Below are 21023 nucleotides of genomic sequence, written 5' to 3'. Positions count from 1 at the left end.
AGAAAAATATGGACAGTGCAATTAAGATCAGCGTATTGACAGAGGAAGGCAAGAGCCTGTTGAAAGACAGCTTTTACAATGCCCCTTACAAAATCGTACATTATGGAACGCAGCGCTCTAATCAGCACATCGAATTGATCATTATGAGTTCCTCGCCAGGAATTATGGACGACGATCACTTGAAGATTGAGGTAGAGATTGCCGATCAGGGCTGTTTGCACCTGTACTCCCAATCTTACAATAAACTGCATCCGATGAAAACCGGGGCGAGTCAGCAGATGGTTGTTCAGGTAGGTGAGGATGCACTTTTTCAGTATATCCCACATCCGATTACCCCATTTAAGGATTCGATATTTACGACGGTTAATCAGGTATACCTTGAAAAAGGAGCCACATTGCTTTGGGGAGATGTCATTTGCGCAGGACGGGTATTTCGTGATGAGGTATTTGAGTATGAAAAACTGCACAGTACCACGAAGATTTACAGGGAGAAAAAACTGGTCTATATCGACAATCAGGTTTTGAAACCTAAGGATCAGCCCATTGATAAAATGCTTTTCCATGAAGGATACACCCATCAGGCCACTTTGATTTTTGCCTCCGAACACGCTGCTGCATTTAAAAAGGAGCTGGATGAAATCTTCAGGGGCGACTATGAAGACATCAGCTTTGGATTTACCACCTGCGCTGAAGACATGATCCTGTTCCGTGCACTCGGCGACAATGGGGACCTGCTGTACAATTTTATAAAAACGATTGCCAGCATGTGTACAGATTTTCTGGAGTCTATTACTAAACCATCAGATTTATGCATGAAATAGCTATAGTTAAGGACATTTTTAAAACGCTGGAACAAGCTTATCCGGATACCTATAAGCAGATCAGTAAAATAAGAATCCAGGCCGGATTGCTGGCCAACATACAACCCATCCTGATTCAGAATGCTTTTGAAGCATTTATTCTGGACGAGGTCCAGTTCAGGGAAACAGAGCTGGAAGTGGAGCTGCTTCCGATTATTGCCCATTGCACAACCTGTGAATCTGACTTTGAAGTCAGGTTTCACAGGTTTGTTTGCGTTTGCGGCCAACCCTCAGGGCAGGTCATGCAGGGCGAAGAACTTCGCATTAGTCAGGTAATTTTTAACGATTTAAACAACATACAATAATGACAGCAACACCGAAAAGTAATCAGATGCCGGTAGGGTCGGTACAATGTGACAATACAACCCTGAATTTATTGAAAGCCAATGATTTTGTAGCTAAAGCCATCAGAGACCGCATTCCGGGGATCTGTGTGATCAATGTTTGTTCTTCACCTGGTTCCGGGAAAACCACCCTGATGCAGGAAACCGGTAAGCGCCTGGGTGCAGAGCTTGGGATTGCAGTGCTGGTAGGTGATCCGGAGACCGAAAGGGATGCGATCCGTATGCGTGAGGTAGGAATCAATGCTTTGCAGATCGTGACAGGAGGGATGTGCCATATTGAAGCGCAGATGATCCTGCAGGCTTTAGACCATATTGACCTGAGTTCATGTGACCTCCTTTTTATCGAGAATGTTGGGAACCTGGTTTGCCCTGCGGCCTTTGACCTGGGAGAAGATTACCGTGTGACGCTTCTTGCGGCTACAGAGGGGGATGATAAACCTAAAAAATACCCAAGAATGTTCCTGACGAGCGAATTGATGCTCGTTTCTAAATCTGATCTGCTGCCTTATGTTCCTTTTTCCGTGGAAGCGGTAACTAAGGATGCAAGAGAAGTGAATCCCAATCTGGAAGTCATTGCCATCAGCAGCCTGAAAGATGATGGGATGGAAGAATGGTGTGACTGGCTGCGTGCTAAAGTTAAAGAAAAGCGTGAAAAAAGTGCTCAATAATCAGGTCATCAAAATTGACTCATTGCCTGTGCTCACTCCATTGCAGCATCAGGAAGAGGATAGTCTGGTACTGGAATGGTATGAAGTGAACCGTACTTTAATCAAAAGGGAAACTTTGTCGGGCAGGATGATCCATCTCGACAAACCTTTGTCTGCCGTGTTGCAGCAGGGTACGGTGATCTATCTGGATGAGGTCTGTGTGATCAGGATCTTCATCAAACCCTGTACCTGCATTGTGCTGCATTCCAATGATCTGGAATTGGTGGGTTTGTTCTGTTTTGATGTGGGCAACAGGCATTTGCCTATTTATCTGATTGATGAAAATAAGATTGCCTTTGCTTATGATGGACAGCTGTTCCCGGCACTGCAGCAAAAGTATGGTTCGCCGGTCACATTGGCCAATTATAGACTGGATCCTTCACAGATGATCAATTGTTATGGCAATATCGTCGGACAAAAAAGATAGTTTGATGGTTTTGGGGATGGCATTTTAATGCCATCCCCTTTTTGTTTTTTATAAAATGTTTTTAGAAGGTGTACCTGATTGCGGTCATAAAGTTTCTCGGGCTTCCCGGAAATGCCCTGGTATAATCGTAGCCACCTACAAAGTAGTATTTATCGAACAGGTTGTTGGCATTGAGAGAAATACTCATTTTATCCAGTTTATAATAGACTGCTGCATTTGCAATAAAATACGAAGGCCAGAAGTTCCATTCCAGTTCGCCGGATGCAATGTTTTGAACCGTGTTTTCCATTCTCTTTTTACCGGTGTGTTGTGTACCCAGACCGATTCCCAATCCTTTTAGTTTACCCTCGCGGAGGGTATATTTAGTCCATACTGAGGCCAGGTGTTTGGGTGCATTGGCATTGGTCATTCCTTTTTCCAGTTTAAGGTCGCTCTCCATCACCTCGGTGATGTTGAAGGCGTAGTTGGCGCTCAGTTCCAGGGAAGGAAAGAGGTTCCCTTTGATGTCAAATTCTACTCCCTGAGATTTTACCCTCCCATTTTGTCTGTAGATCGGATTGCCGGCTTCATTGAGCTGTCCGCTGTTGACCAGCATGTTTTTGCGTTCAATGTGATAAAGCGAAACCGAAGAGAAGATGGCTTTGTTGAACAGTTCTGTCTTAATTCCGGTTTCCAGCTGATAGCTCGTCTGACTCTTGAAAGCCTCTGTACGGCCATAGTTCTGTGGATTGCGGACGAACTGTGGATTGATTGGAATGAAACCCTGACTGTAACTGGCAAAGTAATGGAATTGGGGGTTGATGGCATAGGTCAGGCCAATCCTTGGCAATAAGACCGACTGTTTCACCTTTTCGAAGTTACTGCCTTCAAACCTTCGTTTGTCGCCATAATTTTCGTAGCGGAGCCCCAGGAGGATATTCAACCTTTCTTTCCAGCGGATTTTGTTTTGAATAAAGATCCCTGTGGTCTGATAAGAGGAGTTCAGGTAATCTACAAAAAACTGCGCTAATGGAAGCCGGTTGTATAAGGCTGTATTTCTCAATTCATAGCCCGGGTTGTTCAGGTCAAATTGTAAGGGGATAATTTTTCCGTTAATGGTTTGGTTTCTCGCCTCCCATTGATGGCCCCGTTTGTCTGTTTCATACTGGATATAGTCCAGACCCCCCACGATATCGTACTTTAAATCCTGTTTGCCGCCTTTGTAATGCAGGTAGGCAGAGATGTTGTCCGTATATTCTTTGGTTTGTTTTTCTATATAACGCATGTTCATGACCGTATTTAAAGGTGCGTCTGCATAGGAATTCAGGGTGCGGTGTTCGGCCAGGTTTTCTGCGTAGATAAACTTCAGGTAGTTTGCATTTATAGAAAGCTTATCGCTGATGAGGTGGTTCATGGAAGCGTTAAAGGAAATGTCGCTGACCTTAAAATAGTCGCTGGGCTGACTCAGGCTGAAAGCGCGGTTCAATGCAAAGAGGTCGCCGCTTCTAATGCCCATTCCTCTATCCAGGTATCCATCAAAATTGCTGTAATTGATTTCCGCGTTGATCGTCGTGTTCGGGCTCGGTCTGAAGGTAAAGGTCGGCGCGATCATATACGATTTGCGGTTGTTGACCTCTCTGAAGGTATTGGTGGTTTCATGGCCCATATTGAGCCTGTAAAGTATTTTTTTCTCTGCATCCAGGGGACCGGTCAGGTCAATTGCCGAGCGGATGGTGTTAAAGGAACCGGCGCTTAAGGAGACAGAATTTCTTCTTTCTTCAAGCGGCTTTTTGGTGTTTAGATTGACGGTTCCTCCAGGACTGATGTCTCCAAATAAGGCAGCACCAGGCCCTTTCAGCACTTCGATGCTTTCCAGATTTAAGGTTAAGGGAATCCTGAAAAAGCTGGTTCCATAGCCATATCCGGAGCGGAGGCCATTGACCAGGCGAAAGCCTGATTCGAAACCATTCCTAAAGCCCCTGATGCTGAGGTCATCGTAAGCAGAAAACTGGCTTACTCCGGCAAGATCGGATACGACATCGGTAATGAGAAAAGCCTGCTTGTCGGCCATTAGTTCTTTGGTGACTACAGATATGGTTTGGGGAATTTCCGTAATCCTGGATTCTGTTTTTGAGCCAATGAAACTTTTGGAATTTACATAAGATTTCTTTGTTCTGCCCATAACCACGACTTCCTGCAAATGTTCCTGGTTATTGATTAAAGGAACAAGCAGCTGTACCTCTTTTTGCATTTCATTTATGGAGACCAGGATGGTATCAGACTGAAGGCCAATTCCGCTAAAGATCAGCTGATGTTCGCCATAAGGCAGGTTGTTAAATACAAAGCCTCCTTTTTCATTGCTTTTTTGTTTGGTTTGGAGTGCAGGGATGCGAATATTGATGTCTGATGCAGGGCGGCCTTTTTCATCCTGAACCTGCCCTTTGATGCTTCCTGTTTGTTGGGCAAATGCCTGATTTGAGAGGGTTACAGTAAAAAAGCAACCTATGGAAATTAAATAAATGGATCTCATTTTAGGATATGTTATGTTGCATGTGAATGGTATAGAAGGGGGGATCCTGATCCCTGTGGATCAGTTTAAATCCCATTTTTTCCCAGAATAATTGTGCGCCATCAAGGAAGGGGTGGGTATGTAAATACAATTGTTCTATCCCCTTGCTCTGGAGCAGCAGGCTGATTCCGGAGAACAGCATGCCCCCGATCTTCTGATGGCGGTAAGCGGGGAGGACGTAGAGCCGGCAAATTTCGTAAGCCGGCGCCTCTGACGCTAGCCTGAACTGCTTAAATCTATGATTATAAGGTCTTGCAGCAATACAACCAACAATTTTTCCTTTGTGGTCTTTGGCAATCAGAAATGCTCCGGCATTTCCGTTGCTGTAAGTAGATTCGAATAATTGCAGGTCTTCGGGCAGCTGATCATGACAAAGCATGGGGAACAGTATTTTTCTCGACTGGTAAGAAAAGTCTATTGCCCTTTTGATGAGTGCCCCGGTTGGGATCGTGATTGGATAAGCCATATTAGAATTTTGGAACAATAATCGTTTTGTCTTTTATCCGGACCTGCAGGAGCGGGGTGTCATAAAGTGCTTCGTAAAGGTTGATGGAGGGGTGTTCTGCTTTCATCAGATGGCTGTCGCAGGCCTTCTGATCTTTCATGAAATAACAGTGGTCGGCATAGATGTTGGCCATATTGGGGTCGTGCATGATACAGACCACGGTATGGCCGCTTTTGGAATAAAGTTTCAGTTTTTCCAGTACCAATACCTGGAAATGGAGGTCTAAATGATTGGTTGGTTCATCCAGTACCAGGATTTTCGGTCCCTGGGCCATCACGCGGCTAATGAGCACCAATTGACGCTCTCCTCCGGAAAGGTCGGTATACGCCTTGTCCTGAAGGTGGGAGATCCCCATGTTCGACAGTGTTTCCGAGACGATCTTATGATCGTTCCGGGAGGGGAGAAAGCGGTAAAAGGCTGCTCTTCCGGTGAGGACTACATCATGTACGGAAAATGGAAAGATGCTCTGGTGAAACTGAGGAAGGAATCCGATTGTTTTGGCCAGTTCTTTTTCCGGTAGGGTATTTCGTTCCTTTCCCAGCAGATAGACGGCTCCCGAAGGGTCGCGGTATTTGCCGGTAATCATGTTAAACAAGGTGGATTTTCCACTCCCGTTTCTGCCCAGTATAACGCTAAACTGATCTGCAGGAAGGGAAAGTGAGACCTGATCCAGGATGCGTCTGCCTTGTATGGAATAGCTTAGGTTCTCTATGCTTATTGCAGCTATACTCATGTCCAGTTGATTTTTCGTTTCTTGATGAGGAATATAAAAAAGGGCGCACCAATGATCATCGTAAAGATTCCGATTGGAATTTCATAGGGGAATATCGTTCTGCAGAAATTGTCGATGATCAGCAGGAATGTTCCCCCAAAAAAGATGTTGGCCGGCGTGGTTTTGGTATTGCTTGCACCAACGAGCATGCGGGTAATGTGCGGTACAAAAAGGCCGTATAAACTGATGATCCCCGCTGAGGCTACTGCTACTGCCGTGACCATTGTGGCCAGAATTACCGCAATGACCTTGATGTAAACCGGGTTGACACCCACCGCCCTGGCTTCTTCATCACCAAGGGAGAGCAGGTTGAGCTTCCAGCGGATCAGGTATAATCCCAGGAGTCCGGCAGAGATCGGGATGACGCTTTGCTGTACCTTATGCCAGGAACTCAGGTGCAGACTTCCCATTGTCCACTGGACAATGGCCTGCAGTTTGAAAGGGTCACTCAGGTATTGTACCAGGGCAAGGCTGGCTGTAAATAAGCCGGATACGATCATCCCTGCCAGGATAATCGTGATGGAAGATGAATTTTTGGTATAGCCGAAAACATAGGTCAGGCTGACTGCTGCTGCCCCGAAAATAAAGGCGGAAATGTGAACCGACAGTAATGGAATTAATATGGCAAGTGAAGCCCCGAAAGCTGCTCCGGAGGAGATTCCCAGGATATATGGATCTACCAATGGGTTTCTGAAAATTGCCTGCAGTACACCTCCTGAGGTAGCCAGTGCCGCACCTACGAGGAAAGTCATCAATGCCCTTGGAATCCTGATGTTGAAAATCACATTTTCTACCACCAAAGGCGCAGAATTACTGCCATCAAGCGTCGCGCTGATCCAGTCCCAAAAGGCGGAAAAGCCAATGTTGTCTGAAGAGCCGATCAGCAGGGAAATAAAAATGACAGGAAGGGGCAGGCCATAAATAATGGCATTGCTAAGGATCCGGCGCATCATCTCAGGATTAGTTTAGCTTTTTCCGGACCATACAGACCAGACAGGATTTCCATTTGCCGGAAGCTCAGTTTTTCATTTGCAGTTCCCGGGTAGCTGTACTGGTTGATCGCAACGGAAGCCAGTAGGATTTTTAGGGTATGCGGGTCGTATAAGAACGGCGGACTAAGATTGAAAACTTTTTTTTCTTTTAAGGCTTTCAGGGAAGAAAGTTCTTTTTGCTGATACAAGACACTTTCATCTGTATTCCAAAGCAGCATAATGTCGGGATTCCAGCTGATCAGGGTTTCAGGACTGATGTTAGGTGCATCGATGTCATGTGGACAGGCATTCTCCAGACCTGCCATTTCGAAACAGTCGTTCATCATCCCTTTTCTGCCCGTAGTGGAATAAATACGGCCCCCGGACCAGGAGTAATAAATGGTTTTTTTCTGGCTTATGTTTCTGTTTCTCTCTTTCAGTCCGGCGATCTGACTTTGACTGAAGGACAGGAGTTCTTTAGCCCTGTCTTCTTTGCCCAGGAGGATCCCCAGGTTTTGTATTTCCTCGTTGAGCTGTTCGAAGTTTTGAGAAGTTATGCCGAATACGGCAATTCCCAGTTCTTTAAGCATTGTGATCGCGTCGGTATGGTTGGATTGTACAATGACCAGGTCGGGATTTAGCTTAATGATCGTTTCCATATTCGGTCCTCCCTCTGCCAAAGCGGGAGTGGCGATCTTCTTTTCTTTAATTCTCGGATCAACTTTTGAAAAATAAGGGTACAGATTGGGATCGGTGTAGACGCGGTTTGGCGCGCCGATAATTGCACTATCTGCATGAAGCATGTAAATGGCGTCGAGGGCTGCGGGAATGAGTGCAACCACCCTTTGAGCAGGCTTTGTTAAGCGGATCGTATCGCCGATTGCGTCAACAGCGCTTATCCGGTAATTCTTTTTGTCTGTTTTATTGGTCCCGCAAGCGCTCAGTGATGAGGCAAAGACGATCAGGGAAAATAGACAACTGTAGTGTTTTTTCATCTTACAATTATATAATGATCGTATGTGAGGGGGATAAGCAGAAGATTAGAATAGATTTAGAATCTTAATCCTTGTGTTTGGTCCTTGTTAAAATAAAAGCATTGATCTTTAAAAGAAGCGGCCTGATTATTAAGTCAGCAATATCAATTTGCAAAGTGTTTTTGCCCTGCTTTTAATCATTATGATATATGTGCATCTTTATTGTAAATTAAGCGGCAAAAGGAAACTAAATCATTATTACGAAATTACGGACAGAAAAATATGAAACACGGACTTCTAATTGACATGGATGGTGTCATTTACAGTGGCGAAACTTTAATAGAGGGCGCTGATAAGTTTATTGCCAATCTGCTTAAAAACGACATCCCCTTTACCTTTATGACGAACAATAGCCAGCGTACCCGGCTTGATGTGGTTCGTAAACTGAAACTGCTGGGTATTGAGGTGACTGAAAAGCATGTTTACACCAGTGCTATGGCGACCGGTAAATTTCTGGGCGACCAGGGTGAAAACGGAACTGCATATGTATTGGGAGAGGGCGGACTGATTACCAGTTTACATGAAAACGGGATTAACCTCGTGAACACTGATCCGGAGTTTGTGGTATTGGGTGAAGGCAGGAATTTTACTTTGGAAATGGTACAACGCGCCGTAGACATGATTCTGGCAGGTGCCAAATTTATCACGACCAATCAGGATCCATCTCCTAAAAAACCGGGATGGAACAACCTGGGCATAGCCGCCACTACAGCAATGATTGAAGAGGCCACCGGCAGGAAAGCGTTTGTTATCGGGAAGCCGAGCCCTGTCATGATGCGTTCGGCCAGAAAGTATCTGGGACTGGAAACCGCAGAAACGACGGTAATAGGGGATACGATGGAGACCGATATACAGGGAGGCGTACAAATGGGCTATAAGACCATATTGGTTTTGTCCGGAATCGCAAAAAAAGAAAGTTTAAGTGAGTATGCCTTTAAACCAGACTTGATTGTTGGTTCTGTAGATCAGCTTGAATTCCCTTTGAAATGGTGGTAAGGGCGTTTTAATGGTAAAGAAAAGAGGCTGCTCATTGGAGACAGCCTCTTTTTTTTACCTGGTGTACGTTTAAGCGTAACCCAGGATTTTTAATACCTGTTTACTGTTTTGCTCTTCGCCGAATACTTCAAAGTTGAAAGTTTCATCTCTGTTTCTGCGAATGATCACATGTTTAGGACTTGGCAATAAGCAATGGTGAATACCGCCATATCCGCTCAGTACTTCCTGGTAAGCTCCGGTATTGAAGAAACCAAGGTATTGTACTTTACGTGTTTTTGGCATGAACACACTGTTCATATGCGCTTCCTGATTGTAGTAATCCTGGCCATCACAAGTGATTCCACCTAAGTTTACCCGCTCATATTCTGCATCCCAGTTGTTGATCGGAAGGAGGATGTATTTTTGGTTTAATGCCCATACATCAGGTAGGTTGGTGATGAATGAACCATCCAGCATCAGCCATTTCTCCCTGTCGTTCTGTTGTTTACGACCCAATACTTTGTATAAGATCCCCGAGGCTTCTGCAACGGTGTATTTACCAAATTCAGTAATGATATCCGGTTCTACCACATCGTGCTCTGCACAGATTTCTTTAATCCTTTTTACGATTTCATTCACCATGTATTCGTAATCAAAATCAAATACCAGGGAATCTTTAAATGGCATACCACCACCGATATCTAAAGTATCCAGCTCAGGATTGATCTTTTTAAACTTGCAATACAAGGTCACGTATTTTTCCAGCTCATTCCAGTAGTATGGAGAGTCTGTAATTCCGGAGTTGATAAAGAAGTGAAGTAATTTTACCCTGAAGTTAGGATTGGCCGAGATCTTATTGTTGTAGAAATCGATCACATCTTCCATACGGACACCCAGTCTGGAGGTATAGAATTGTGAATCCGGCTGCTCTTCTGCCGCGATACGGATTCCGAGGTTACAAGGAGTGTCCAGTTCTACTTCATCATCGAAAAGGTTGAACTCTTCTTTGTTGTCCAGTACGGGGATGATGTTCTTATAGCCATCATGCAACATATCAATGATATATTGTTTGTACTGGTAGGTCTTAAATCCATTACAGATTACGGTAATGTCTTTGGTCAGGGCACCTTTTTTCTCCAGTGCCTCAATCATGGGCATATCGAAGGCAGATGAGGTTTCCAAATGGATGCCATTTTTCAAGGCTTCTTCAACAATATGCCTGAAGTGTGAACTTTTAGTACAATAACAATACTTATAGTCCCCACGGTAATTGTTCTTAATGATCGCCGTTTGAAATAATAATTTGGCTTGTTGAATTTTCTTACTTATCATTGGGAGGTAAGTGAAACGTAATGGCGTACCATAGGTTTCAATCATTTCCATCAGATTGAGATCTTGAAAATATAATTCGTCGTCTATAACGCTGTAACCTTCCTGAGGAAAACCAACACTTAGATCAAGAAATTCGGAGTAACTCTGCATTTTTTATATTTTTGAACAATTATTTAAAGGAGTAGCAAATTAAAATGAGTTAATTTCGGTTCCAAAGATAAACACTTTATAAAATACACTTGTATTTTTTTTTATGACTAAGACTTTAAAAATTATTGAGGTAAAATCCGAGATCGGCGCCGGTACCCGCGGAGCCAGTTTAGGAGTAGATGCAATTAAGATTGCGGCATTGGATTTTGGAAGCAGATTTTTCAAAAAACACAAATCTGTAGAAGTGCCAAATGAGAACCATTTATTGCTTGAAGGCACCGGCAGCCCCTATGCGAAGCGGATTTCCGGGATTTTAACTATGGTAGAGCGGGTGAGTGAAATGGTGCAGACTACGCTTGATGAGAAGCAATTTCCAGTGGTTATAGCTGGTGACCACAGCACTGCTGCAGGTACAATTGCAGGTATAAAAGCCGCCTATCCGAAGTCGAGATTAGGGGTAATCTGGATCGATGCGCACTCAGATTTACATTCTCCTTACACTACACCCTCCGGAAATATGCACGGAATGCCGCTTGCGATAGCGCTCGACGAAGATAATTTAGAGTCGAAGGTGAACAAGCTGGATCAGGAGACGATCAATTACTGGTATCAGCTAAAAAACGTGGGAAATATCGCACCTAAGATTAATTATCGCGATCTTGTGCTGATTTCTGCGAGGGATATGGAGAAACCGGAAGAATTTTTACTTAAGAAAAACAAAGTAAAGATCTATACTACGGCTGATGTCCGGAAAAGAGGGGTAGAGCGGACAGTAATCGACACTTTAGTTTACCTTGACGATTGCGACCTGATCTATGTTTCATTTGATGTAGATTCTATGGACCCTACCGCATCGCGGGGAACGGGAACACCGGTTGCGCAAGGACTAACGGAGAGAGAAGCAGGAAAGCTGATGTCCGGGCTGATCACCAATCAAAAGGTATGCTGCTTCGAAATTGTAGAAGTAAACCCTACTCTCGACAGAGAGAATCAAATGGCAGAACATGCCTTTGAGATTTTAATTAAAGCGACGAACGCTTTTAGAAACGAGTAAATTATGAATATCGAACAACATATTACCACTGCAACGATAGCTGCAGTAAAGCATTTATACGATCAGGAGATTCCTGAAAACCAGGTTAGCTTACAAGATACCAGAGTAGAATTTGAGGGACAGATCACGATTGTCGTGTTTCCTGTCGTACGTTTTTCTAAGAAATCACCGGAAGTAACGGCAACTGAGCTTGGCGAATACCTGGTGGCAAATATTGAAGAAATTACTGCATTTAATGTGGTGAAAGGATTCCTGAACTTAACCGTAGCAGATCGTTATTGGTTAAACCTGTTTAATCAGGACCTGCTGAGCCCTGATTTTGGTTCGGTACCGGCCAATGGCAAAAAGGTGATGGTAGAATATTCTTCGCCAAATACCAATAAGCCATTACACCTTGGGCACGTTAGGAACAACCTGTTGGGTTATTCTGTGGCCGAATTGCTGAAAGCAAGCGGTCATGAAGTATATAAAGTAAACCTGGTAAACGACAGGGGAATCCATATTTGTAAGTCCATGCTGGCATGGCAGAAATGGGGGAATGGTGAAACTCCGGAAAGTTCCTTGTTAAAGGGTGATCACCTGGTAGGAAAATACTATGTCATCTTTGATAAAGAATACAAAAAAGAAATCGAGGCTTTAAAAGCAGAAGGACAGACTGAGGACGAAGCGAAAAAGAATGCGCCACTGATCAGGGAAGCACAGAAAATGCTGCTGGATTGGGAGAATGGAGATGAAGCGGTGATGTCTTTATGGAAGACCATGAATGGTTGGGTATATGACGGTTTTGCCGTGACCTACAAAACCATGGGTGTTGACTTCGATAAATATTATTATGAGAGCAATACTTACCTTTTGGGCAAAGGGACGGTAGAAGAAGGTCTTGAAAAAGGTGTGTTCTTTAAGAAACCGGACGGCTCTGTATGGATTGACCTGACTGCCGATGGTTTAGATCAGAAACTCGTACTTCGTGCGGATGGTACTTCGGTATACATCACTCAGGATCTTGGGACTGCTCAAATGAAACACGATGATTTTCAGATGGATGATTCCTTATATGTTGTAGGGAATGAGCAGGATTATCACTTTAAAGTGTTGTTCCTGATTCTGGAGAAACTTGGTAAGACCTGGGCTAAAGGATTACACCATTTGTCGTACGGCATGGTGGATCTTCCAAGCGGAAAAATGAAATCCAGAGAGGGTACAGTAGTTGATGCCGATGACCTGATGGCAGAAATGGTGGAAACTGCAAAACAGAAAACCGAAGCCTTAGGAAAGGTGAACGACTTCTCTGAAGAAGAAAAAGAAAACTTATACCAGAATATCGGATTGGGTGCATTAAAATACTTCCTGTTGAAAGTAGAGCCTAAGAAACGCCTGTTGTTTGATCCTGCGGAATCTATCGACTTCCAGGGAAATACAGGTCCGTTTATCCAGTATACCCATGCACGTATCAAATCGCTGTTGAATAAAGCAGGTTATGATGCAGAAAAGGGAGGGGCGGAAAACGTTATCCTGACAGATACAGAACGTGAGATGATCATGTTGCTGGCAAAATATCCTGCAGAGCTGATTGCTGCTGCAAAGGTGTATAGTCCGGCAAGTCTGGCCAATTACCTGTACGAGGTGGCAAAGATGTTCAACAAGTTCTATCATGAGGTTCCGCCGATTGTGAAAGAAGAAGATGAGGAATTGAAACATCACCGTTTAAACATCAGTGCGGTAACTGCAGGGATCCTTAAATCAGGAATGAAGATTTTAGGGATCACGGTTCCGGAAAGGATGTAAGGTCTTAAACATAGAACAGAAAAGGTGCAGAGATGCACCTTTTCTGTTTTTAAGGGACTTTATCGGGAAATACAACTGCTTCAACTGCTTCCAGCATTCCATCTGTTTTGCCCCGGCCTTTGTATCCCAGGAAGGCATTTGCAATCGGGGAATCGATAATCGCCCCGAAGTTGGCATTAATGACGATCACTGCATTTTCCTGAGGGTAGTAACAAACCCAGTTGGCTCCGCCCAGGGAAGCACCAACATGATAGATTCTCTGCAGGCCCTTTGGATTGGTAATTCTTTCTATTCCTAAAGCACCCTCAAATCTGTAACCATTGATCGGATCACGTGTTGGTTTAAAATCAAGCATGGTTTGTAAGGATTGCGCAGCGAGGATTTTCCGGTCTATAAAAAGTGCTTTGAAAAATAGAAAGCAGTCGTGGGTAGTAAATAACATCCCATCATGACCAATGTTATTTTTCGCAAAATTACGTTCCCATCCAGTCGAATTCTGGAGTTTCCCATCGCCGTACAGATCGATATAGGTGTTTACTGCCCCAAATGGGGCGGGGTAACCGCTTTCATTTTTATAATAAGAATGAAACAATCCATAAGGCTTAAAAATCCGCTCTGTTAACAGGTTCGCATGACTTCCATAGACCTTGTCCAGCACCAGCGCCAGTAACATATAATTGGTATTACAATATTCAAATTTTTCTCCAACCCTGAACAGTGCTTTTTTATGGTAGATGTATTTCAGGTAATCAGTGGTACTGAATGTTGCATAGAAATTGTTGTAATAATCTGCTTCATGACTGGACTGAAACAGAAAATCCGGAATGCCGGAGGAATGGTTTAACAGGTTTAAGATCGTCGCTTCATGTGCATTTGCGATTTTATCACTGCATTCGGCCGGCAGGTACTGGTCAATTTTATCACTTAGTCTGAGCTTTCCTTCTTCTGCCAGTTTAAGCGTTGCGACCGACATATAAGTTTTGATGACACTCGCAGAATGAAATACATTGAACAGTTTCATTTGAGTTTTATTTTCAATCGCGCTGTATCCCGCTGTGCCGATCCACATCCCTTTCTCAGGCGTGTAGATCAGCATGGATAAACCCGGAATTCCCTCCTTTTTATATTTGTTCAGGATATTTTGGAATTTTTCTTTATCGGGATGTAGTGCACTGGGATTTTCAAAATCGATATTTCCATTACTGTCGACAGGAACATTCCCTGCTTTCTTGCAGGAAGCGCAACTGATGATAAGGAATAGGATTAGTGCTGATAACAATTGGCTTTTCATTTTCTATTTCTGATTAAATGGGTAAATGTTTAGACCTATGCGCAATGTGTTTTGGAGCAGGGAGGGCAGGTATTTGCTGTAATTTGTTTGCAGCCACCATTCATTTTTTACGTACAGGGAAAAGGGGGCATTTAATTTTTTTCTAAAATCGTAGCCGAGCTGCAGGCTGTAACCCAGAAAAAGAGAAGACCTGCCCTTGTCTTTTGTCAACTCATATTCTCCCAGGTCATTGAGCGCGTATAGGTCATAGGCATTAAAAGTTCGGAGATAACCTAAGGGGATTCCAGCTGAAACATAGATCCCTATACCAGTGGTAAAGGTATAGCTGACACCGGTGTTGATGTTGATTCCGCTGGCCAGTTCCTTGTGTTTAAAATACCCCAGTTCTCCATCCAGTGTTATTTTTGAATGCTTGCTGAGCAGCAGCGGGTAAGAACTGGTTATGGCCAGGCCGAGATTAAAGGGCTTTTTATTTGGGTTGTCGAATGGAAGTCCAATGGTATGGTTGTAGAACTCAAAGCCAATTGGGATCTCTGCCCGTTTTTGTGCCATACAACTGAGCCGGCTGAACAGGCATAGCATGCCAAGCAATATCAATAGTTTTTTCATCGTGGTTTGTTTTATGTTGAAACAAAACTATTGCTTGGTTTTTACAGTTGATTTGACCTAAGTCAAACCTGGATCAACTTTCTGATCCGGCTGAGGCGTTCTCTCGAAATACCGAGAAAAGAGGCGATATAGGTAAGCGGAATTCTGGCCGACTCTACGGGTTGCTGTTTTAATAACAGCAGATAGCGCTCTTCGGCGGTGATGCTTTGGTGTTCCAGCAGCCGGTTTTGCAGAATGTTAATGTAATTAGACAACAGTTTCAAAATGAAATCTTCCAAAGCGGGATCTTTTCTCTTTTGCGCTGTAAAGTCAGCTTTATAGAAAACAATAATTTTTGCCTCCGTTATGGCCTGGATCGTTTCATTCGCAGGGTCGGTCGTAAAGAAAGAGTATGCAGAACCGTCAATATCGCCCGGAAAGGTAAATCCCGTGATGTATTCTTCAGCATCTATCGTTCTGAAGGTGCGGAAAATGCCTTCAACGACAAGAAAAAAGTAATGGCTGACTATGCCTTCTTCGATGAGGTAGCTACCTTTTGGGATTTTTCTTTTTCGTGCAAAGGGGAGCAGCAAGTGGAGCTCCGGTGGCAGGTAAGCCAGGTCGCCGTGTTCAAAATTGTTATTGGGGTTTAGCATAAACTTCTTTTGTTGTTTGTCTATTCTAATACAATTCTAAATGACCTGAGGACTAGTTGGATAGCGTTCTTTATACGCCGGCAGGAAAGAAAAAATGCAGAGCTGTTTTTGATCGCTCTGCATTTTAAAAAAAGAGATGGGTTTAAATACTTGGGAACATGGTTTGTGCCTGCTTACCAATTAAAGGAATTTCTTTTTTAACGCCTTGAATAGCGCCGATCAGACCGATTACCCATAGAATAAACAAGGCTAAATACACAATGTTGAACAACATGCCCATAGTATCAAAAGGCATTATCGAAAAGAAAATGCGTTGTGTAATTTGCAGTACAAAACCTACCAGGTATAGCAGTAAGGTTTGTCTGAGGTGATAGCTGCCCAGGTCTGTTCTCTTGTCTTTGTGTATGGCGAAATAGGAGATCAGCCATCCAATAATGGAGAGGTAACTGATAATAGCCGCTGGCTTTCCTTCTTCTGTCGGGGTTGGGTTGAAATTAGTTTCCATAGATTTGATTTGTTAAATAGATGTTTTTTGTGAGATGGTAGGCATTTTCTCGTGAATATAGTAAATTATTTGTTGTCAGGTTTATTTATTTTACTTCGAATCTTTATGGTGACTTTGTTTAATTCCGTTATGTTTAACCCCGGCATCTTAGTTTTGTTCTGCCCATACTTTGCAGGCAATTGAATTGTTGTATGAATAGCTTCTTCCTGTTAAATACTGTTAATTTGTTGTGGAAGGAGGTTTAGAGTCTTAATTTGCGGGTATCCATTCAGGGGGAATTGAATATGAAAGTGTGGTTTGGTTTTATTGTTTTAGTGCCTGGCTTTTTTGCGCTTCCTGTTCTTCCTGCTTTTTCACAGAATAAAGCTTTAAAAGGGCTGCTGCATAAGGAAAAGGGGCAGGTTAATCAACTGAAGGAGGTGGTGATCACCAATAAGAAAGTCAATATTGTTGGTGTGAACGGATATACTCCTGAAATGTGGGTCGGACTCAGTTTGAAAGGTAAAGCCGGTTACGCCGAAATCGGACAATTGATCCGGATTTCTTCAATGGTGCGTTTGCTTAACGTTAATGTAGGAACCTCCGGATTCAAAGGTGCCCGGGATTCAGTATCCTTCCGTTTAAACATTTATAAATTTGAAAACGGATTGCCGGGAGAGCGATTGATAGAAAAGAACATCATCAAATCTTTTTCAAAGGACTCGGAGATGCTGCGTTTTGACCTGAGCGCTGAACAGGTCTTCCTGGAGGAGGATTGTGTGCTTTCTTTGGAGTATCTTCCCAAAGAACGGAATAAAAAGCTTTCTCTTTTGAGTTTCAGGGCCAATATGATGGCTAAGGGAGGTTTCTCCAGAATTGAGAATACAGGAAAATGGAGTCCTATGCGAAGTGGGGCTGCGGCTATTTTTGCAGAAGTGGAGCAATAATTTTGATATGGTTCCCCTCTTTTGAAGAGAACCATATCTTTTCACTTTTATTTTTGTACGCCTGGTTCGGCAGGAACGGTCTTCTTTTTCCTAAATGAGGCAAAGGTCATTGGGCTCTTTGCCGGCCTTTCATCACCCAGCAATACGCCCCATTGTTTAAACATATCTGTTCTGTCGAAGATTACTTTTAATACGGCAATGATCGGCATGGAGAGGAACATTCCGGAAACGCCGGCAATACTTCCACCAATGATGACCCCGAGAATGGCAAAAAGCGCATTGATCTTCACTTTGGAACCTACAATCTTTGGCATCAGGATGTTGTTGTCCAGGAATTGTACAACTGCAATTACTCCCAGTACCGTTACTACCGGCCATAGTTCAGTAGAAGAGGTGAGGGTAAGCAATACACCGATGATATTTCCAATTAAAGCACCCACATATGGGATCAGGTTTAAGATGGCGAAGATGACACCAATCAACAGGGCATGTTTAATGCCAACCAGTAATAGGATACCTCCTAAGAGGATGGTCATATAGGTTACCTGGATCAACAATCCTACCAGGTAGTTTTTGATGATGGATTCTGTCTCATAAATGGCTTCTTTTACTTTTGGATGGTGATCCGGTTTGAACCACATGAAAATGAAACGCAGTAAAATGTCTTTGTAAAAAAGCATCAGGTAAATGTATATGGGAAGTAACCCCACAAATACAAAAATTGAGCTTAGGGTGACCGCTGCACCACTTGCCGCTTTTCCAGCCATTCCGAGTAAATCATCACTTTTTTCGGTAATGAATTTCATCTGTTCAGTGGTAGAAACATGACTGATGGTACTGAACCACTCGCTGAGTGATTTTAAATGGGCATTTACATTACTTTTGATCTGAGGGAAGTCTGCGGCCAAAACACCAATCTGCGCGGAGAAAAACCATACGATGGCGCCTACAAAGATCACGACAAGAAGGATGGGCAGGATAATCGCCGCAATTTCCGGAAATTTGTATTTCCTGAGGAAACGGAATACAGGAAGCAGCACAATGCTAATGAAAAATGCCATGATTACAGGCATGATGATGTCTTTTCCAATGACCAACAGGGCGCCAACGAGGACGATTCCGAGGAGTTCTATGGATCTTTTTACGGTTAGGGGCATTTCTTTCATAAGGATAGAGCTTGTTTTACTGCCTTTATCGGCTTTTATAAGTCAGATAAAGAGCGACATGATGGCTTGAATTGTAGTTTATTTGTTTTTTCAAAAGGTAAACACGGTAAGGTATGAAATGTTTGGCTAGTTTTGTAAATAATCAAAACACAGTATATTTCTCTTATGATCAGTAATGAAACCATAGTTGCCTTATCTACGCCACCAGGAATCGGCGCCATAGGTGTAATCCGCCTTTCGGGTAAGGACGCGATCTCTATCACAAATTCAGTTTTTAGTGGAAAAGACTTGTTGAAGCAGGATTCTCATACACTACATTTTGGATTGATAAAGGATGGGGATATGGTGATTGATGAGGTGGTGGTCAGTTTGTTTGTCGCCCCGAAATCTTATACGAAAGAGAATGTGGTAGAGATTTCCTGTCATGGCTCGAATTATATTATTCAACAGATCATTTCTTTGTTGATCAGAAGGGGAGCATCGGCAGCCAAGCCCGGAGAATTTACGTTAAGGGCATTCTTGAACGGAGGTTTGGATCTTTCCCAGGCTGAGGCTGTTGCAGATTTGATTTCTTCGGATTCTCAGGCAGCGCATAGCGTAGCGATGAACCAGTTGAGAGGAGGTTTTAGTACTGAGCTTAATTTGTTAAGGGAACAATTGATTCATTTTGCATCGATGATTGAACTGGAACTTGATTTCTCTGAAGAGGATGTGGAGTTTGCAAACAGAGATCAGTTACAGGACCTGATCAATAAGATCACTTTGGTGATCAATAAACTGATCCGTTCTTTTGAATTGGGGAATGTGATCAAGGAAGGGATCAATACGGTGATTGCCGGCAGACCAAATGCGGGTAAATCAACTTTGTTAAATGCACTGTTAAACGAAGACCGGGCGATTGTAAGTGAGATTGCAGGGACAACAAGGGATACGATTGAAGAGGTTTTAAATATCAACGGGATTAATTTCAGGTTGATCGATACGGCTGGAATCAGAGAGGCTACAGATACGATTGAGGCGATAGGAGTAGAGAAGACCATGCAGAAGATTAGTCAGTCTGCGGTATTGGTGTATTTATTTGATGTACTGAACCTTTCCGCTTCCGAGATCAAAGAAGATATTGCTAGCTTGCATAAACCGGGAGTATCTTTTGTTGCAGTAGCGAATAAAATGGACCTTTCTTATAACGACAGGCTTAAAGAATTGAGCCTTCCTTCCGATATCAATTTTATTTCGATCTCTGCGAAAGAGAATCAGGGGATTGAGGAGTTGAAGGAGTTGATCTATAATACTGCAGTAGGCGATAAGCTTTCTGCAAATCATACGATGGTGACGAACATCAGACACGTGGAAGCCTTGCAGAAAACGCAGGTAGCGCTGAGCAGTGTTGCTAATGGTTTGTTGAATCCGGTGACTTCAGATTTTTTAGCGATGGATATTAAGCAGGCGCTTTATTACCTTGGGGAGATCACAGGCCAGGTGACCACTGATGATTTGCTGGAGAATATTTTTAGCAAGTTTTGTATTGGCAAATAATCGATGATAATTACTGCATAATTACGCTAAGTAATGACAAGTATATGGCTTATTGTTAATAAGTTATGTGAATTTCTTTTGTCCATATTTTTGGAAATATCACTTTGTTTTTCTGACTTTTGTAGCGCATTTGTAGCTTTTTTCTCCTAAAAATCAGGTGTAAAAATCATCTGGTAGATTATGGCGACTAACGACATCTAATGACACTTAATAACACTTATCGGCGCTTAATGACACTTAAAAAGGCGAGATAACTACAGGTGTTTTTGGGTAGAATTCGGTCAAAAAGAGACGGTGCATTTGACTAAATGCAACAAAAGGATGAGTTCGAACATTAAGGTAAAAAGGATCTGTGAATTCTGTGGAAATGCTTTCATGGCAAAGACTACGGTGACCAGATTTTGCAGTCATATCTGTAATAGCAGATACGGAAAGCGAAAGGCCAGAGAATTGAAAATAGAGGCTTCTGAAAAGCAAGTTGTGGAGACTATAGCCGCGACCACTGCGAGTACAGTAGTGGCAGAATTTTTAACGGTTAAGGAGGCTGCCAGATTATTGAATACTTCGGTCAGAAGTATTTACAATATCATTCAAAGTGGTAGAATAAAAGCCATTAGGTTCACACCTCGAAAAACACTGATTAAACGAGTTGATCTTGATCAGATGCTTGTGCTCCCGGAATTCCAGGTACCTGTGCTGAAGGCGCGTAAAAAGAATCCTCATCCGAAGTTCTGCTATTCCATGTCGGAGGCTCAAGAGGCGCTTAATTTTTCTGAGAGAGCGTTGTGGGATCTGCTGAAGCGGAATAATATCCCTAAATATCGAGATGGTAAGTACACTTACGTTTTAAAGTCTGATCTAAATAAATTTTCTAACCAAAACGATTAAGTT

General features: G+C 43.1%; 21 protein-coding genes. 10 read left to right on the top strand and 11 right to left on the bottom strand.

Features of this window, described 5'->3' with window-relative positions:
- Nucleotides 1–8 precede the first annotated feature (8 nt).
- The 4 genes from DBR43_RS31665 to DBR43_RS31650 are packed head-to-tail and all read left to right on the top strand — an operon-like array spanning nucleotide 9 to nucleotide 2338.
- Nucleotides 9–821: an urease accessory protein UreD gene (locus tag DBR43_RS31665; protein WP_124587364.1), complete on the top strand. Its 813-nt coding sequence runs from the start codon at nucleotides 9–11 to the stop codon at nucleotides 819–821.
- The gene (locus tag DBR43_RS31660) at nucleotides 809–1165 is read left to right on the top strand and encodes a hydrogenase maturation nickel metallochaperone HypA (RefSeq protein WP_124587363.1); all 357 of its coding nucleotides are present in this window, start codon (nucleotides 809–811) and stop codon (nucleotides 1163–1165) included. Before DBR43_RS31665 ends, DBR43_RS31660 begins: the two co-directional genes overlap by 13 nt.
- A complete protein-coding gene (gene hypB, locus DBR43_RS31655) occupies nucleotides 1165–1872 on the top strand; it encodes a hydrogenase nickel incorporation protein HypB (protein WP_199757184.1) in 708 nt (235 codons plus the stop codon). The genes DBR43_RS31660 and hypB overlap by 1 nt, the downstream gene beginning before the upstream one ends.
- On the top strand, nucleotides 1853–2338 hold the full coding sequence (locus DBR43_RS31650) for an urease accessory protein UreE (protein ID WP_158622651.1): 486 nt from the start codon (nucleotides 1853–1855) through the stop codon (nucleotides 2336–2338). Before hypB ends, DBR43_RS31650 begins: the two co-directional genes overlap by 20 nt.
- Before the next feature lie 61 nt (nucleotides 2339–2399).
- Here DBR43_RS31650 and DBR43_RS31645 read toward each other — a convergent pair whose 3' ends face one another.
- Genes DBR43_RS31645 through DBR43_RS31625 form a run of 5 tightly spaced genes read right to left on the bottom strand, consistent with a single transcriptional unit; the run spans nucleotide 2400 to nucleotide 8129 of the window.
- Complete coding sequence (locus tag DBR43_RS31645) at nucleotides 2400–4847, bottom strand: TonB-dependent receptor (protein ID WP_124587361.1); 2448 nt, start codon at nucleotides 4845–4847, stop codon at nucleotides 2400–2402.
- A 1-nt stretch (nucleotide 4848) separates the two neighbouring features.
- Nucleotides 4849–5352, bottom strand: a complete 504-nt coding sequence (locus DBR43_RS31640; RefSeq protein WP_124587360.1) for a GNAT family N-acetyltransferase — start codon at nucleotides 5350–5352, stop codon at nucleotides 4849–4851.
- Between the two features lies 1 nt (nucleotide 5353).
- Nucleotides 5354–6124, bottom strand: coding sequence for an ABC transporter ATP-binding protein (locus tag DBR43_RS31635; protein WP_124587359.1), 771 nt, complete (start codon nucleotides 6122–6124; stop codon nucleotides 5354–5356).
- Nucleotides 6121–7116: a FecCD family ABC transporter permease gene (locus tag DBR43_RS31630; RefSeq protein WP_233603298.1), complete on the bottom strand. Its 996-nt coding sequence runs from the start codon at nucleotides 7114–7116 to the stop codon at nucleotides 6121–6123. The genes DBR43_RS31635 and DBR43_RS31630 overlap by 4 nt, the downstream gene beginning before the upstream one ends.
- Nucleotides 7113–8129, bottom strand: coding sequence for an ABC transporter substrate-binding protein (locus DBR43_RS31625; protein ID WP_124587358.1), 1017 nt, complete (start codon nucleotides 8127–8129; stop codon nucleotides 7113–7115). Before DBR43_RS31625 ends, DBR43_RS31630 begins: the two co-directional genes overlap by 4 nt.
- 261 nt (nucleotides 8130–8390) lie before the next feature.
- Between DBR43_RS31625 and DBR43_RS31620 the strand changes: the two genes are divergently transcribed.
- The gene (locus DBR43_RS31620; RefSeq protein ID WP_073225927.1) at nucleotides 8391–9164 is read left to right on the top strand and encodes an HAD-IIA family hydrolase; all 774 of its coding nucleotides are present in this window, start codon (nucleotides 8391–8393) and stop codon (nucleotides 9162–9164) included.
- A gap of 69 nt (nucleotides 9165–9233) precedes the next feature.
- Here DBR43_RS31620 and DBR43_RS31615 read toward each other — a convergent pair whose 3' ends face one another.
- Nucleotides 9234–10625 (bottom strand): arginine decarboxylase, encoded by a 1392-nt coding sequence (locus tag DBR43_RS31615; RefSeq protein WP_124587357.1) that lies wholly within the window; start codon nucleotides 10623–10625, stop codon nucleotides 9234–9236.
- Between the two features lie 103 nt (nucleotides 10626–10728).
- Between DBR43_RS31615 and DBR43_RS31610 the strand changes: the two genes are divergently transcribed.
- Both DBR43_RS31610 and argS read left to right on the top strand, forming a co-directional pair.
- Nucleotides 10729–11679, top strand: coding sequence for an arginase (locus DBR43_RS31610; protein WP_124587356.1), 951 nt, complete (start codon nucleotides 10729–10731; stop codon nucleotides 11677–11679).
- A 3-nt stretch (nucleotides 11680–11682) separates the two neighbouring features.
- On the top strand, nucleotides 11683–13464 hold the full coding sequence (argS, locus tag DBR43_RS31605) for an arginine--tRNA ligase (RefSeq protein WP_124587355.1): 1782 nt from the start codon (nucleotides 11683–11685) through the stop codon (nucleotides 13462–13464).
- A 49-nt stretch (nucleotides 13465–13513) separates the two neighbouring features.
- Here argS and DBR43_RS31600 read toward each other — a convergent pair whose 3' ends face one another.
- From DBR43_RS31600 to DBR43_RS31585, 4 genes are all read right to left on the bottom strand, one after another.
- On the bottom strand, nucleotides 13514–14755 hold the full coding sequence (locus tag DBR43_RS31600) for a serine hydrolase domain-containing protein (RefSeq protein ID WP_124587354.1): 1242 nt from the start codon (nucleotides 14753–14755) through the stop codon (nucleotides 13514–13516).
- A gap of 3 nt (nucleotides 14756–14758) precedes the next feature.
- Nucleotides 14759–15364 carry a hypothetical protein gene (locus tag DBR43_RS31595; protein ID WP_124587353.1) on the bottom strand — a complete coding sequence of 202 codons (606 nt, stop codon included), beginning with the start codon at nucleotides 15362–15364 and terminating at the stop codon, nucleotides 14759–14761.
- 62 nt (nucleotides 15365–15426) lie between these two features.
- Entirely contained in the window at nucleotides 15427–15999 is a 573-nt protein-coding gene (locus DBR43_RS31590; protein ID WP_124587352.1) for a Crp/Fnr family transcriptional regulator, read from the bottom strand.
- A gap of 142 nt (nucleotides 16000–16141) precedes the next feature.
- The gene (locus tag DBR43_RS31585) at nucleotides 16142–16504 is read right to left on the bottom strand and encodes a DUF4870 domain-containing protein (RefSeq protein ID WP_124587351.1); all 363 of its coding nucleotides are present in this window, start codon (nucleotides 16502–16504) and stop codon (nucleotides 16142–16144) included.
- A 284-nt stretch (nucleotides 16505–16788) separates the two neighbouring features.
- Between DBR43_RS31585 and DBR43_RS31580 the strand changes: the two genes are divergently transcribed.
- Entirely contained in the window at nucleotides 16789–17430 is a 642-nt protein-coding gene (locus DBR43_RS31580) for a hypothetical protein (protein ID WP_124587350.1), read from the top strand.
- 47 nt (nucleotides 17431–17477) lie between these two features.
- On the opposite strand, the gene DBR43_RS31575 is transcribed toward DBR43_RS31580, so the two are convergent.
- Nucleotides 17478–18596 carry an AI-2E family transporter gene (locus DBR43_RS31575; RefSeq protein WP_124587349.1) on the bottom strand — a complete coding sequence of 373 codons (1119 nt, stop codon included), beginning with the start codon at nucleotides 18594–18596 and terminating at the stop codon, nucleotides 17478–17480.
- A 165-nt stretch (nucleotides 18597–18761) separates the two neighbouring features.
- On the opposite strand from DBR43_RS31575, the gene mnmE reads away from it, so the two are divergent.
- Nucleotides 18762–20132, top strand: coding sequence for a tRNA uridine-5-carboxymethylaminomethyl(34) synthesis GTPase MnmE (gene mnmE, locus DBR43_RS31570; RefSeq protein ID WP_124587348.1), 1371 nt, complete (start codon nucleotides 18762–18764; stop codon nucleotides 20130–20132).
- Nucleotides 20133–20453: 321 nt separating this feature from the next.
- Nucleotides 20454–21020 carry a helix-turn-helix domain-containing protein gene (locus tag DBR43_RS31565; protein WP_124587347.1) on the top strand — a complete coding sequence of 189 codons (567 nt, stop codon included), beginning with the start codon at nucleotides 20454–20456 and terminating at the stop codon, nucleotides 21018–21020.
- Nucleotides 21021–21023 lie beyond the last annotated feature (3 nt).

Source organism: Pedobacter sp. KBW06, assembly GCF_003852525.1.
Taxonomy (GTDB): domain Bacteria; phylum Bacteroidota; class Bacteroidia; order Sphingobacteriales; family Sphingobacteriaceae; genus Pedobacter.
Note: the sequence above shows the minus strand (reverse complement) of the source record. Positions and strands in the feature narration are given on the sequence as shown.

Coding starts and splice junctions, on each gene's coding strand:
- DBR43_RS31635 (WP_124587359.1), bottom strand. CDS start 6,124: ATGAGTATAGCTGCAATAAGCATAGAGAACCTAAGCTATTCCATACAA.
- hypB (WP_199757184.1), top strand. CDS start 1,165: ATGACAGCAACACCGAAAAGTAATCAGATGCCGGTAGGGTCGGTACAA.
- DBR43_RS31580 (WP_124587350.1), top strand. CDS start 16,789: ATGAAAGTGTGGTTTGGTTTTATTGTTTTAGTGCCTGGCTTTTTTGCG.
- DBR43_RS31565 (WP_124587347.1), top strand. CDS start 20,454: ATGAGTTCGAACATTAAGGTAAAAAGGATCTGTGAATTCTGTGGAAAT.
- DBR43_RS31610 (WP_124587356.1), top strand. CDS start 10,729: ATGACTAAGACTTTAAAAATTATTGAGGTAAAATCCGAGATCGGCGCC.
- DBR43_RS31575 (WP_124587349.1), bottom strand. CDS start 18,596: ATGAAAGAAATGCCCCTAACCGTAAAAAGATCCATAGAACTCCTCGGA.
- DBR43_RS31600 (WP_124587354.1), bottom strand. CDS start 14,755: ATGAAAAGCCAATTGTTATCAGCACTAATCCTATTCCTTATCATCAGT.
- DBR43_RS31595 (WP_124587353.1), bottom strand. CDS start 15,364: ATGAAAAAACTATTGATATTGCTTGGCATGCTATGCCTGTTCAGCCGG.
- DBR43_RS31640 (WP_124587360.1), bottom strand. CDS start 5,352: ATGGCTTATCCAATCACGATCCCAACCGGGGCACTCATCAAAAGGGCA.
- DBR43_RS31625 (WP_124587358.1), bottom strand. CDS start 8,129: ATGAAAAAACACTACAGTTGTCTATTTTCCCTGATCGTCTTTGCCTCA.
- DBR43_RS31585 (WP_124587351.1), bottom strand. CDS start 16,504: ATGGAAACTAATTTCAACCCAACCCCGACAGAAGAAGGAAAGCCAGCG.
- DBR43_RS31615 (WP_124587357.1), bottom strand. CDS start 10,625: ATGCAGAGTTACTCCGAATTTCTTGATCTAAGTGTTGGTTTTCCTCAG.
- mnmE (WP_124587348.1), top strand. CDS start 18,762: ATGATCAGTAATGAAACCATAGTTGCCTTATCTACGCCACCAGGAATC.
- DBR43_RS31645 (WP_124587361.1), bottom strand. CDS start 4,847: ATGAGATCCATTTATTTAATTTCCATAGGTTGCTTTTTTACTGTAACC.
- argS (WP_124587355.1), top strand. CDS start 11,683: ATGAATATCGAACAACATATTACCACTGCAACGATAGCTGCAGTAAAG.
- DBR43_RS31620 (WP_073225927.1), top strand. CDS start 8,391: ATGAAACACGGACTTCTAATTGACATGGATGGTGTCATTTACAGTGGC.
- DBR43_RS31665 (WP_124587364.1), top strand. CDS start 9: ATGGACAGTGCAATTAAGATCAGCGTATTGACAGAGGAAGGCAAGAGC.
- DBR43_RS31660 (WP_124587363.1), top strand. CDS start 809: ATGCATGAAATAGCTATAGTTAAGGACATTTTTAAAACGCTGGAACAA.
- DBR43_RS31630 (WP_233603298.1), bottom strand. CDS start 7,116: ATGATGCGCCGGATCCTTAGCAATGCCATTATTTATGGCCTGCCCCTT.
- DBR43_RS31590 (WP_124587352.1), bottom strand. CDS start 15,999: ATGCTAAACCCCAATAACAATTTTGAACACGGCGACCTGGCTTACCTG.